The 12,292-nt window shown below is 67.5% G+C and carries 11 protein-coding genes; 5 read left to right on the top strand and 6 right to left on the bottom strand.

Annotation, left to right across the window (positions count from 1 at the left end; all coding sequences use genetic code 11):
- Nucleotides 1-17 precede the first annotated feature (17 nt).
- The 3 genes from AC1DXI_RS18580 to AC1DXI_RS18590 all read left to right on the top strand — a co-directional run bounded on the left by AC1DXI_RS18580 (nucleotide 18) and on the right by AC1DXI_RS18590 (nucleotide 2,667).
- Nucleotides 18-899 carry a transketolase gene (locus AC1DXI_RS18580; RefSeq protein ID WP_476939849.1) on the top strand — a complete coding sequence of 294 codons (882 nt, stop codon included), beginning with the start codon at nucleotides 18-20 and terminating at the stop codon, nucleotides 897-899.
- On the top strand, nucleotides 896-1,888 hold the full coding sequence (locus AC1DXI_RS18585) for a transketolase family protein (protein ID WP_476939838.1): 993 nt from the start codon (nucleotides 896-898) through the stop codon (nucleotides 1,886-1,888). Before AC1DXI_RS18580 ends, AC1DXI_RS18585 begins: the two co-directional genes overlap by 4 nt.
- A gap of 119 nt (nucleotides 1,889-2,007) precedes the next feature.
- Entirely contained in the window at nucleotides 2,008-2,667 is a 660-nt protein-coding gene (locus tag AC1DXI_RS18590) for a GntR family transcriptional regulator (protein ID WP_018776075.1), read from the top strand.
- A gap of 6 nt (nucleotides 2,668-2,673) precedes the next feature.
- Here the strand turns inward: AC1DXI_RS18590 and AC1DXI_RS18595 are convergent, their stop codons facing one another.
- The 4 genes from AC1DXI_RS18595 to AC1DXI_RS18610 form a co-directional block, all read right to left on the bottom strand.
- A complete protein-coding gene (locus AC1DXI_RS18595) occupies nucleotides 2,674-3,453 on the bottom strand; it encodes an SDR family NAD(P)-dependent oxidoreductase (protein ID WP_476939839.1) in 780 nt (259 codons plus the stop codon).
- Between the two features lie 91 nt (nucleotides 3,454-3,544).
- Entirely contained in the window at nucleotides 3,545-5,278 is a 1,734-nt protein-coding gene (locus AC1DXI_RS18600) for a DUF4389 domain-containing protein (RefSeq protein ID WP_476939840.1), read from the bottom strand.
- Nucleotides 5,279-5,433: 155 nt separating this feature from the next.
- Nucleotides 5,434-6,489: a zinc-dependent alcohol dehydrogenase family protein gene (locus AC1DXI_RS18605; RefSeq protein ID WP_018776072.1), complete on the bottom strand. Its 1,056-nt coding sequence runs from the start codon at nucleotides 6,487-6,489 to the stop codon at nucleotides 5,434-5,436.
- Nucleotides 6,486-6,821 carry a hypothetical protein gene (locus AC1DXI_RS18610; protein ID WP_476939841.1) on the bottom strand — a complete coding sequence of 112 codons (336 nt, stop codon included), beginning with the start codon at nucleotides 6,819-6,821 and terminating at the stop codon, nucleotides 6,486-6,488. Before AC1DXI_RS18610 ends, AC1DXI_RS18605 begins: the two co-directional genes overlap by 4 nt.
- 247 nt (nucleotides 6,822-7,068) lie before the next feature.
- Here AC1DXI_RS18610 and AC1DXI_RS18615 point away from each other — a divergent pair, with 247 nt between their 5' ends.
- Nucleotides 7,069-8,598, top strand: coding sequence for an amidohydrolase (locus AC1DXI_RS18615; RefSeq protein ID WP_476939842.1), 1,530 nt, complete (start codon nucleotides 7,069-7,071; stop codon nucleotides 8,596-8,598).
- Here AC1DXI_RS18615 and AC1DXI_RS18620 read toward each other — a convergent pair.
- Entirely contained in the window at nucleotides 8,595-9,104 is a 510-nt protein-coding gene (locus AC1DXI_RS18620) for a hypothetical protein (RefSeq protein ID WP_476939843.1), read from the bottom strand. The two genes, AC1DXI_RS18615 and AC1DXI_RS18620, sit on opposite strands and share 4 nt — an antisense overlap.
- Before the next feature lie 72 nt (nucleotides 9,105-9,176).
- On the bottom strand, nucleotides 9,177-10,955 hold the full coding sequence (locus AC1DXI_RS18625) for a serine hydrolase (protein ID WP_476939844.1): 1,779 nt from the start codon (nucleotides 10,953-10,955) through the stop codon (nucleotides 9,177-9,179).
- A gap of 281 nt (nucleotides 10,956-11,236) precedes the next feature.
- Between AC1DXI_RS18625 and AC1DXI_RS18630 the strand changes: the two genes are divergently transcribed.
- The coding region (locus tag AC1DXI_RS18630) for a DUF222 domain-containing protein (RefSeq protein WP_476939845.1) at nucleotides 11,237-12,292 on the top strand (1,056 nt) is incomplete at its 3' end.

Genomic DNA, 12,292 nt, shown 5'->3' on the forward strand with positions numbered 1-12,292 from the left:
TGGTTTCAACACAGGAAATAACAACCCGAGGCAAAGCCTCCGACGTCGAGGCAGAACGCCTGGCACGGGTCGAAGGGGCCGCCTACCGGATCCGCCACCATGCCCTGAACATGGGCGAAGTCCAGGGCCAAGGCTACGTGGGCCAGGCCCTCGGCGCGGCCGACATGCTCGCCGCAGTCTACTCGGACCAGCTCCGGTTCCGCGCCGACGATCCTGGGTGGGAGGACCGCGACCGGTTCCTGCTCTCCACCGGCCACTACGCGATCGGCCACTACGCGGCCCTCGCCGAGGCCGGAATCATCCCCGTCAAGGAACTGGAGACCTACGGCTCGGACGACTCCCGGCTGCCGATGTCCGGGATGTCCACCTACACCCCCGGCATGGAGATTTCCGGCGGCTCCCTCGGACACGGCCTCTCCATCGCCGTCGGTGCCGCCCTGGGCCTGCGCTACCAGGGTTCGGGTTCCCGGGTCTACAACTTCCTCTCGGACGGCGAACTCGACGAGGGCTCCACGTGGGAGGCCGCGATGGGCGCCCACCACCACCGGCTCGGCAACCTCACCGCCATGGTGGACATCAACGCCCTGCAGGCCGACGGCAAGACCGACACCGTGCTGCGCACCGAGCCCGTCACCGAAAAGTGGCAGGCGTTTGGCTGGTACGCCCAGCGCGTGAACGGGAACGACGTCGGCGCGCTGCTGGCCGCTTTTGACAACGCGACCGCCCAGGCGGCCGCCGTCGGACGCCCCTCCGTGATCCTGTGCGACACGAAGGTGGGCCGCGGCGTGCCGCTGCTCGAGGATCGCGAAAAAGCCCACTTCATGCGCATCGAAGAACACGAATGGCAGCTCTGTCGAGAGCAGCTGACCGCAGGTTTCGAAGGAAAGGCCGCACGATGAGTACCGCAACAACACCGAAACTGAAGACCTCTGCCATGATCGCCTCCTTCGCGGACCCGGGCCAGAAGACCGCGTCCGCACCGTTCGGGCACGCCCTGGTCAAGGCCGCGCAGGAGAACGACAAGATCGTGGGACTGACCGCGGACCTGGGCAAGTACACGGACATGCACATTTTCTCCCAGGCCTTCCCGGAACGCTTCTTCCAGATGGGCATGGCCGAACAGCTGCTCTTCGGCGCCGCGGCCGGCCTGGCTGAGACCGGCCTGGTCCCGTTCGCCTCGACGTACTCGGTGTTCGCTGCCCGGCGCGCCTACGATTTCCTGTGCCTGGATGCCGCCGAGCCAAACCTCAACGTCAATATCGTCGGCGGGCTCCCGGGGCTGACCACCGGGTACGGTCCAAGCCACCAGGCTACCGAGGACATGGCGATCTTCCGCGGGATGCCCAACCTGACCATCGTCGATCCCTGCGACTCGCTGGACATCGAGCAGGCGGTCCCGCAGCTGGCGGCCAGCGAGGGGCCCACATACCTGCGTCTGCTGCGCGGCAACGTCCCCACCGTGCTGGACGAGTACGACTACACCTTCGAACTCGGCAAGGCGAAAGTCCTGCGTGGAGGTCGTGACGTCGTCTTCATCTCCAGCGGGCTCATGACCATGCGGGCCCTCCAGGCGGCCGAGGCGCTGGCAGCGCACCACGTGGATGTCGCGGTCGTCCACGCCCCCACCATCAAGCCGTTCGACACCGCGACGGTCCTCGCCGAACTGAACACCGACCGCCTGGCGGTCACGTTGGAGAACCACAGTGTGGTGGGCGGGTTGTTCGAGACCGTGGCCTCGGCCGTGGTCACCGCGGGACTGGGCAAACGCGTGGTGCCGGTGGCGCTGCCGGACGAATTCCTGGACGCCGGCGCACTGCCCACCCTGCACGAACGCTATGGCCTCTCGGTGCAGAGGGTCGTTGCCAAGGTGCTCGCCGAACTCGGCTGAGGATGTTGCGGGGCCGGCAGTCACCGGCCCCGCCCGTGCCGTACCATCAACTGTTAACACACCAACTGTAGACAGTTGACCACTGACAGACAGTTGACCACTGAGCGTGAGGACTAACGATGGCCGGAGCAACAGCCCCGCTTCTCGGACTGGAAAAGAAGAGCCTCCGCGAGCAGGCGCTATCCGCCCTGCGCACGGCCATCACGAGCGGAGAGCTGGAGCCAGGGCGGCATCTGGTGGAGACCGAACTCTCCGACATGCTCCAGATCAGCCGCGGGACACTGCGCGAGGCCCTGCGTCAGCTGGAGCAGGAAGGACTGCTGTCGGCCGGACCGCGCGGCAGGCTGTCCGTGCGGCACCTGGACGGCAAGGAAATCCGGGACATCTTCGCCGTCCGGGCCGCGCTCGAATCGCTTGCGGTCCGGACGCTGTGTGAGTTGCCGGACCGGGCCTCCGTGATTACGTCCCTGCGCTCGGCCGTCGATGCCATGGCCGCGGCCGCCGAGGCCAGCCTGGAGGAACGGATTGAATCCGATCTGGAGTTCCACCGGACACTGTGCCGGCTCACCGGAAACGAGACCCTGCTGCACTCCTGGGAGTCGCTTGAGGGCTCCATTCGGATGTCCATCATGTTTGCCGGGATCGAGAGGGCCGTCAAGAACATGAGCGTGGACCGGCACCACGACATCGTCGCCGCGATCGAGACTGGCAACGCGACACTGGCCCGCACGACGGTCCTCGAGCACATGGACGTCGCCGCAGCCAACCTGGTGGCCTAACCGGCGTCAGTAGTCCACGATCGCGCCGGCGGAGATGTTGACGGTCGCGTCCGTGATGGCCGCCGCCTTGTCCGAGACGATGAACGTGGCCACGTTACCGACATCCGCCAGCGTGGCCGTGCGGTTCAGGTGCGCGGCCCTGGCAATCTCCACCACGATCTCCTCGCGGCCCTCGGCCTGCCACGGGATGGTTTCGATAATGCCGCCGGTGACCATGGTGACCACCCTGATGCCGTGTTTTCCCAGTTCCAGGGCCCACTGCCGGCGCAGCCCTTCCATCGCGTCGAGCGCCACCTTGAAACCGCCCAGGCCGGGGATCGTCTGCGGGCCCGAGCCCCCGAACATGAGCACGACGCCGGAGCGTTGCTTGACCATGTAGGCGGCGGCCGCGCGGGTGGTCAGGAAGTGCGTCCGCGTGGCCAGGGTGATGGGCTGGGTGAAGTCATCCACATCAATTTCCATGAGTGGCTGCTGGACGTCGCCGAACGAGATCACGTTGAACGAGATGTCGATCCTCTTGGTCTTCTTCGCCACCCGGCTTACGAAGGCATCCACCTGCTCTTCGTCCAGGGCGTCGACGACGGCGGTTTCGGCTGTGCCGCCTGCCTCGCGAATGTCATTGGCAACTTTTTCCAGCCGTGATTCCGTCCTCCCGGCAATGTGCACCGTGGCGCCGTCGGCCGCGAAAGCCCTTGCCACGGCCCCGCCGACCGCTCCGCCGCCGCCGTAGATCAGGGCGGTCTTGCCGTGAAGCAAGCCGCTTTCAGGAATCCCGATGTTCACCATGGTCGCCTGCCTTGTGCCGCGGAGTACGTGAATTCCCTCAACTATGTTCTTGCGGCGGGCCGGTGGCAAGAGGACCGGGAGCAGCGTGGCCTTAGCTTCTGGGCGGCCCTCCGGGTCCGGCGGCTGGTCCAGGCCCGGCGGGTCCGGCGCCTGGTCCGACCGCGGGGCCGGGCCCGACCGCGGGGCCGGGTCCGGCGGGTCCGGGTCCTGGTCCGACCGCGGGGCCGGGTCCGGCGGGTCCTGGTCCGACCGCGGGGCCGGGTCCGGCGGGTCCGGCGTATGTAGGCACCGGCAGCTCGCCCGGATCGACCGGACCCATATCGAGGTGGAACGGCGGATATTCGTCGCGCATGAGGGCGACGTAGGCCATGACGCGGTGGATCCAGCGGTTCAGGCCGAGCAGGAGGTCGAAGAGCCCCTGCCGGTATTGGCCTGTGAATAGCAGGATCACGCCGGCAATGAGCACCAGCAGCCCCAGGAGGGAGATGCCCACTCCATGCTGCACCCACTCGCCGTTCCGGTACTCCCACGTCCTCGCGGTCCCCGTCAGCAGGCTGATAATCAGCAGCTGCGGAATGGCCAGCAGCCACGATTTCACCAGCACCAGGCCGCGGGACAGCCGTTCGGGATAGTCGACGTCGAAGTCCGCCGGGTAATCGGTGCGGGCCAGCGTGAAGGGGGGATAGACGTCCGTGCCGATCGCGCTGAAGGCGTAGAAGGCCACGCGCCAGTTCCAGCGGATCACGCCGACGTTGAAATTGAACAGCGAGCGCGGGTAGCGCCCCGTGAACAGGATCGCGAACCACGCCACGATTGTGACCACTCCGAAGGCGAACCAGAGGATGAACAGGACGAAGTAGTGCGGGATGGCCAGGAACCACTTCACGAGCCACATCCACCGTGACAGGTTCGGGTCGAGGTAGCCGTGGAGGCGGGCGGGGTAGACGTATGGGGTCGTCGCACGTGGCGCCACCGGATACGGAGTCCCCGGCGGGGCGGCGTAGGCCGCTACGGCACCCGGCGGGGCAGTTCTGTTCTGCTGGCCCGGGGTGGCCCTGGGCGGGTAGGGACCCGCGGGATACGGCTGACCGGGCTGGCCCGGCAGGTAGCCGGGAGGGACACCGCTGCCCGTCCCGCCTTTGCCCGGGCCGCCACGGCCGAGTCCAACGGCGCCCAGCACTATCAGGGGCACCCCGATCAGCAGCATCACAAGGCCGCCGATCAGCAGACCAATGAACACCGGCAGGAGCAGATCGGTGCGTGCCCCGGCCTGCAGATTCACGCTCACCGGAGAGGTCGCGTCGGCATTCATGACCACCACTGCCCAGGCTCCGGAGCGGAGGTCCCAGGTCAGTTCCTGTTCCCCCGGGCCCGTGGCAGTCGCGGCCCAGAAGGTCTGCTGGGCCGGATTGGACGGGATTTGGGAACCGGCCACTTCGCGGTACTGCGCATGGAAGGGGTTGAACCTGACGTCGACGATTTCGGTGCGCCGGACACCGGCCAGGTACGTCGCGACGTCGGCCCGCGGGGCAATTCCGATGAAGATTTCCTTGCCGGGATCGGTGGAGGAACCGCGGAGCAGCACGCTGCCCGCAAAGTCCACTGGAACGCCGTCGTCCACCCCGCCGCCGGTCATGAGGTCCAGCCGGGGGGTCGTCAGCGCGTAGGAATTGCCTGAAAACGGCGCCGACGGCGTGATGAAGTACCTGCCGTCGCGTTGCTGGTAGTTGACCCAGCCCGCAAAGCCGGCGCCCGCCAACAATCCCAAACCGACCAGCGCGCACAGCGAGCCGATCACCAGCATGACAATCCGGCCTGCTTTCATGGCCGCCGTCCTTTCAGATGGTCCGTTTGCCACGCCCGGCCGGGCGTGGCTTCCGGAAGCTGGCGGCCCGGGCCGCTACGGCCCGAGCGAGATCACGAACGGCTTGGCTTCGGCGATGATGCCGGCACCGCCGGCGTGGAGGACAACGAACGCGTTCATGCCGTGATGACGACTTTGAGGGCCTTCGTCTCCGCGGCGCGGGCGAAAGTGTCGTACGCCTCCATGAACTCGTCGAAGGTGAAGTGGTGGGTGGCGAAACTGTCCGCGGGGATTTTTTGCTGTGCCACGAGCTTGAGCAGCATGGGGGTGGTGTTGGTGTTGACCAGGCCCATGCTGATGTTGATGTTCCGGATCCAGAGGTCTTCGACGTGCAGTTCCACGGCTTTGCCGTGCACGCCCACGTTGGCAACGGTGCCACCGGGACGCACGATGTCGGTGCACATCGTGAAGGTCGCCGGGACGCCGACGGCCTCGATCGCCACGTCGACGCCCTGTCCGTCGGTCAGGAGCATGAGCTGCTCCTTCCAGTCGGCATCGGAAGAGAGGACCACATCGGTGGCGCCGAATTCGCGGGATTTCTCAAGCCGGTTCGCGTCGAGGTCGACGGCGATGATCGTCGCGGCGCCGTAGAGGCCGGCGGTGGAGATCGCGGCAAGTCCCACGGGGCCCGCGCCGATGACGGCGACCGTGTCGCCGGGCTTGACCCGGCCGTACTGCACGCCGATCTCAAAGCCGGTGGGGAGGATGTCGGAGAGCATGACGGCCTGTTGGTCGCTGACCCCCTCAGGCAGGAGGTGCAGGGAGTTTTCGGCGTAGGGGACGCGGACGAACTCGGCCTGCGTGCCGTCGATCAGATGTCCGAAAACCCAGCCGATGCCAGAGGTTCCCTCCTCCCCCAGGCAGTGCGAGTACAGACCTGTCTTGCAGTTGGCGCAGTGCCCGCAGGACTTGATGCACGAAATGATGACGCGGTCCCCGACCTTGAGGCTGGTCACGGACGCGCCGATCTCCGTGATGGTGCCGACCCCTTCGTGGCCCAGGATGCGGCCCTTGGCCACCGCGGGAACGTCGCCTTTGAGGATGTGCAGATCGGTCCCGCAGATGGTGGTGGTGTCCACTTTGACGATCACATCGCTGGGATTCTGGATGGTGGGATCGGGGACCTCGGTCCACGATTTCTCCCCGGGACCGCCATAGACGAGGGCTTTCATACGTGCTCCTTGGTTTTGAGGATGACCAGCGGGTCCACGAGGCGCAGACGGCACGGAGTCTCCGTGCCATCGATCCCCGAATACAGCAACGAGGCGCGGGCACGCTCACGGAGTTCCTCGATCGCGGCGGCCGACACCCGGGCATGGGCGAGGTCGAGCACGAGTTCGAACCCGGGAAGCTTGGTCGTGACGCGGCGGCAAACGACGTACAGTGCCCGCACGTTGGCTACAGTCACCACACCATGCACGTCGATCCGCGCTGTTTCGGCGTCGGCGTTCAGACGGATGAGCACCTTGAGTTTAGGGTCCCCCGAATGGTGATGGATACTCATGTGGCCGTGGTCTCCTGCCTTTTCCTGCTGAAGCCGGAAAGTGCAAAACGCCATTTCCTTCCCCAATTCGCGGTGAGACCCGTGCCGTATTGCGTAAAAGGGGTTCTTCGCTCACCACGGCCCCCAACTGGCCGTGCAGCAACCTCCCCACACATTCAGCTTGGGGGGCGCTCGTGGCGGGGGTAAGGGGCGAAAGTCCCGTGTGGGCCTGTTGGTTCCTGCGGCGTCGCCAGCCTAGCCTGTTCCTATGTCTGATCCGCTCGATCCCTGCCGACCCCCGGATCTCGTGCTGGCTTCCGTGCGGCACCCTGGGGAGGAAATATGCTTCGACGTTCATCTTCGCGCCGGGGCCGTGTCGGCGATTATCCCGTCGCGCCGGGACTCGGGTGCGCTCCCCGCTGCCACCCGGGTGGTGGACCTGGAGGGCCGCTACGTCATTCCTGGGCTGTGGGATGAGCATGTCCATATGACGCAGTGGGCGTTGGCCTCCAACCGGCTTGACCTCTCCGGTGCCGGTTCGGCGCGCGAGGCGGCCGCCGTCGTCGGGGCCCATATGGCCGGGGACAATATCGCGGAGGCCGGAAACGGCGCCGGCGCTCCGGGTCCCGTCCAGACGCTGGTGGGCGTCGGTTTCCGCGATGCCATCTGGCCGGACCTGCCCAGTCTGGACCTCCTGGACGGCGTGACGCGCGGCCGGCCGACGGCGCTGATCAGCCACGACCTCCACAGTGTCTGGCTCAACTCCGCAGCGGCCCAACAGTACGGCGTGCCGGTGGATGCGGGCGGGCTGCTACGGGAAGAACCGGCGTTCACCCTGACCCGGGAGCTCGGCCAGCTGCCGGATGCGGTGGTGGACCAATGGGTCCGGCAGGCAGGGCAGGCTGCGGCCGCGCGGGGCGTGGTCGGGATTGTGGACTTCGAGATGACGTGGAACCGCGACGCCTGGCTGCGGAGGATCTCCGGCGGCTTCGCGGCCCTGCGGGTTGAGGCGGGCGTCTATCCGCAGGATCTGGACCGGGCCGTGGCCGAGGGGCTGCGGACAGGTTTGGCGGTGGCCGGCGCCGGCGGGCTCCTGAGCGTGGGCCCCTTGAAGGTGTTGATCGATGGCTCGCTCAATACCCGCACAGCGTACTGCGTTGACCCGTATCCGAACGGCGGCCACGGGCTGCTGACCGTGAGCGAGGCGGAGCTGCTCGCCCTGCTGGTCCGGGCGCGGCAGGCAGGTTTTGTGCCGGCGGTCCACGCGATTGGCGACGCGGCCAACCAAGTTGCCTTGGATGCGTTTGAGGCGGCGGGCATCGCCGGACGGGTGGAGCATGCCCAGTTTGTCCGGAGCGAGGATTTCGCCCGCTTCGGCCGATTGGGCGTGACCGCGAGCGTCCAGCCTGCGCATGCCCTCGATGACCGGGACGCTGCCGAGGCGAACTGGCCGGGGCGCACGGACCGGTCCTTCCCGCTCCGTTCATTGCTGGCCGCCGGGGCGACTCTCGCCCTGGGCTCGGACGCTCCGGTGGCCCCGCTGGACCCGTGGATTGCCATGTCAGCCGCCACGGCGCGGGCCCGGCTGGATGGCCGCGGGCCATGGCATGCCGAGCAGGCCCTCACACGGCAGGAGGCCCTCACGGCCTCGGCCCGCGGCCGCGGCCCTCTCCGGGTCGGGGACCCCGCCGATATTGCAGTGCTCGACGGCGACCCGCTGACCGTGTCGGATGCGGAGTTTGCGGCGATGCCGGTGGCCGCCACGTTGGTGGCGGGACGGTTCACGTACGGCGGCTAAGCACCTTTGATGCGCGCCTGGACCAAGTTGGCGTACGGCAGGCGGCCGTATTCTTCGACGAATGCGGCATGGTACCGGGCTTCGGCCGCGTTGAGTTGCTCAACGGGCAACTCTTTCCACGCGATGATCAGGGACCCAGGCAGCGCGAGCTGCCAGATGAGCCGGCCGTCCCAGTGGCCCGGCGGCTTGCCTTCGCCGAAGTCGACGAATTCCTGGATTTGCCGGCGCAGTCCGCGGTTGGCCTTGCTTCCGGGGCCGGCCTTGCCCACGAAGAGGACATCGGCGCCGTCCACCCATTCGGCGTCGAGAGCTTCCGTCTTCAGGGTGGGGTTCTTCTTCTTGAAGATGCCGGCGGTGCTCCTGGCCAGGAACTGCGGCCGGAAGCCCTCGGGCCGCAGTACCGCGAAGATCCCGGGCTTCTGCGGGATCCGGTTGATGTCAAGGTCCTGGAGCGGCCGGAAACCGGTGAATCCGTCCTGTTTCAGCGACTGTGTGTTGATGGGCATGGGTTCCTTGGATCGGGGCTCGTGGCGTTCCTTTGAAGCTTACGGAAGAAGCTCACTCACTGAAGTCCGGGCTCAGCCGCGGGTGAAGGTGCCCAGTCCGGTCTGATCATAGAAATCAAGCCTGACGCTCGACGCCGTGCCGCCTCCGGGGGCAGCCTTCGCGCCGGGGGCAGCGTTCGCGCCGGGGGCAGCGTTCGCGCCGGGGGCAGCGTTCGCGCCGGGGGCAGCGTTCGCGCCGGGGGCGAAGATTGCCCCGGCAAGACCGTTGCCGTTCTCGCCGATGGATTCAAAGCTGAAGGTGTCGCCGTCGAAATGAGTGAGCGGGAACTTGGTGGTCCTGCCGGCCGGGCCCAGCTCAAGGGTCAGCACGCCGTTCTCCACCGCGACGGTGAGCGGGCCGTAATAGGAGTTCGCGTAACTGCCGACGTAGAAATCGTTGCCCTGCGCCGGTTTGGCCTGGGCCGGCGCCTTGGAATAGTCGACTTTTGGCTTCTCCGCCTCATCGATCTTCTGGAAGACGCCTGAGGTGAATCCGATCCAGTCCACTGTCGGGGCGCCGTTCTGGGCCGTGTCCAGGAATGCGGCGCAGATGGCTTCGGGGATGCCCTGCGGCCGGCCGTTCGTCAGGGCCACAATGCCCAGCTGCTCGCCGGGGAGCAGTGAGACGGCGGTCGCGGCACCAAGGTTGAAGGCTCCCGAGTGCCCGAGCATGAGCCGGGCGTGGTCGTCGTAGGAGACGTTCCAACCCAAGCCGTAGAAGCGGGTGCGGGCGCCCGGCGTCGCCGGTGGGCCCGAGACGGCGTGCGGGATATGCGTGACGCCAAGCGCGTCCGGGTCGATAACCTCGCTTCCCTCAAAGCTGCCGTTGGCGAGCTGCAGGCGGATCCAGCGGGCCAGGTCGCGCACGGAGGAGCTGGCCCCGCCGGCGGGTGCTTCGGCGTCGGCATCCCGGGTGTATTTGGCCACCCAGGTCTTGTTACCGGCGGGGACGTGGATCAGAGCCTTGTTCGTAGCCTTTTGGTAGTCAGCGTGGCGATAGCTCGTGGAGGTCATGCCAAGGGGCTTGAACAAGACTTCTTCGGCGAGGTCTGCCCAGGATTTGTTCATGGCATCGGCGACAGCCTGTGCACCTGCCGTGTAGCCGAAGTTGCTGTAGTTGTAGCTCGACCGGAATGAGTCCAGCGGCTGCTGGTTGAGGTGGCTGAGAATGTAGGACTGGTCGAATCCGAGGTCTTCCAACAGATCGCCCGCCCCCGTGCTGAGGCCGCCTTGATGTGACAGCAGGTCGGCCACCGTGGCGTTCCGCGTGACGTAGGGGTCTTTCAGGGCGAAGCCGGGGGTGTGGTTGATCACCGGTTCCGTCCAGGAGATGGCCTTGCGGCCCACGGCCACGGCCACCACCGTGGAGGCCAAGGGTTTGGATACCGAGGCCACTTGGAAGACGGTATCCGCGTCCACTGTCTCGGGCCTGCCCGATTCCCGCACGCCGAAGCCCTTGGCGTAGACCATTTGGTCTTGGTAGACCACGGCCACGGCGACGCCGGGAACACCGGTACTTTCCATCACACCCTGGACCATTTCATCCAGCTTTGCCAAGGCGACGTTGACCTTCTCTTGGTCCAGGAGCGGTTTGACCTGCGGTTCCGGCGCCGGAAGCAGCGACGGAGACGGCGTACCGGAGTTGCCAGGGGCACTATTTTCGGCACCGCCGGGGACACTTTGGGCCGTGCAGGCGGCCAGCAGCGGCATGCCCGCTATACCCGCGGCCCCGACGCCGGCCGCTTTAAGTAGCGAGCGGCGGTCCGAAGGCAGCGAGCTGATCCTCGTCGCGATAGATTCCCTCTGGTTCATGGACAATCCTCCGCCCGATTCCGCTCGGGGCGCAGCGCTAACGCCCTCTCCCATGATGGACCCGCGCCGGTTTTTGAGACAGGGGGCGTTGCGCTCGGGTGGGGGGTCTTCGGAGGCCGGGAACTCGCGGCCGCACCTCCACAACCGCCACCGAAACCCCAACCCCGCTGACCTCGCCGACCGCACCTCCACAACCGCCATCGAAACCCCAACCCCGCTGACCTCGCGGCCTCCGTCTGGTTATCCCTATTAATGTCCGACCCCCGGAGGAGACTGGCTTCATGGACGGCATTCAGGGGCCCGAAGTGGTTCCGGCGGGACACGGCGACGGCGGCCTCGGCCGCGCCCGATCCTTTGCCGCCGCGGCCGGCCTGCTGGGCGCCGGACCGGCCCCCGTGGACACGGCCGTCTCGGACGCGGCGGGCCTGCTGGCTGCCGTCGGCCCGGCCACGGACAGTGCCGGGATCATTGACCGGATCCGGGACTTGGAAGACCTGAAGTCCGCCGCGTCCGCGGAACAGGCCCGGCTCGCTGTGGCCTTCGACCTGCTCCAGCGCCGCGACCAGGCCCGGCTCGGGGTCCCGGCGGAGAAGTTGGGCGCCGGGATCGGCGCGCAGCTCGCCCTCGCCCGGCACGAATCCCCCGCCAAGGGCGGCCGGCTCCTGGGCCTGGCCAAAGCCCTCGTGACCGAAATGCCGCACACCCTCGCCGCCCTGCAGACCGGGCAGCTGAACGAATGGCGTGCCACCCTGCTCGTGCGCGAAACCGCCTGCCTGACCGCCGCGGACCGGGCCGCCGTCGACGAAGAACTCGCCGCCGACGCCGGGACCTTCGCCGGGGCCGGTGACCGGACCCTGGTCGCCGCGGCCCGGGCCGCCGCTTACCGGCGTGATCCGCGCACTGTCACCCAGCGCGCCGCGCACGCCGTCTCCGACCGGCACGTCAGCCTCCGCCCGGCCCCCGACACCATGTGCCACCTGACCGCCCTGCTGCCCGTGGCCGCCGGCGTCGCCGTCTACAAGGCACTGAGCGGGCACGCCGACACCCTCCACGCCGCCAGCGACAGCCGCACCCGCGGGCAGCTGATGGCCGATGCCCTGGTCGACCGCACCACCGGCACCCCCGGCGGGATCAGCAGCGTCGAAATCCAGGTCATCATGACCGACCGCACCCTCTTCCAGGCCGACGCCGAACCGGCCCGGCTCCCCGGCTACGGCACCGTCCCCGCCGGCTGGGCCCGCACCCTCATCAACGGCGCTAAGGCTCACGACAGCGCATTCGGCGTCGGTTCACCCGGACAAAGGCAAAGTGGTCCACGGGAATCCGGCGAGTCAACC

It is taken from the genome of Arthrobacter sp. P1_H7 (genome assembly GCF_056405215.1).

Coding starts and splice junctions, on each gene's coding strand:
- AC1DXI_RS18615 (WP_476939842.1), top strand. CDS start 7,069: ATGTCTGATCCGCTCGATCCCTGCCGACCCCCGGATCTCGTGCTGGCT.
- AC1DXI_RS18590 (WP_018776075.1), top strand. CDS start 2,008: ATGGCCGGAGCAACAGCCCCGCTTCTCGGACTGGAAAAGAAGAGCCTC.
- AC1DXI_RS18610 (WP_476939841.1), bottom strand. CDS start 6,821: ATGAGTATCCATCACCATTCGGGGGACCCTAAACTCAAGGTGCTCATC.
- AC1DXI_RS18595 (WP_476939839.1), bottom strand. CDS start 3,453: ATGGTGAACATCGGGATTCCTGAAAGCGGCTTGCTTCACGGCAAGACC.
- AC1DXI_RS18605 (WP_018776072.1), bottom strand. CDS start 6,489: ATGAAAGCCCTCGTCTATGGCGGTCCCGGGGAGAAATCGTGGACCGAG.
- AC1DXI_RS18600 (WP_476939840.1), bottom strand. CDS start 5,278: ATGAAAGCAGGCCGGATTGTCATGCTGGTGATCGGCTCGCTGTGCGCG.
- AC1DXI_RS18625 (WP_476939844.1), bottom strand. CDS start 10,955: ATGAACCAGAGGGAATCTATCGCGACGAGGATCAGCTCGCTGCCTTCG.
- AC1DXI_RS18620 (WP_476939843.1), bottom strand. CDS start 9,104: ATGCCCATCAACACACAGTCGCTGAAACAGGACGGATTCACCGGTTTC.
- AC1DXI_RS18585 (WP_476939838.1), top strand. CDS start 896: ATGAGTACCGCAACAACACCGAAACTGAAGACCTCTGCCATGATCGCC.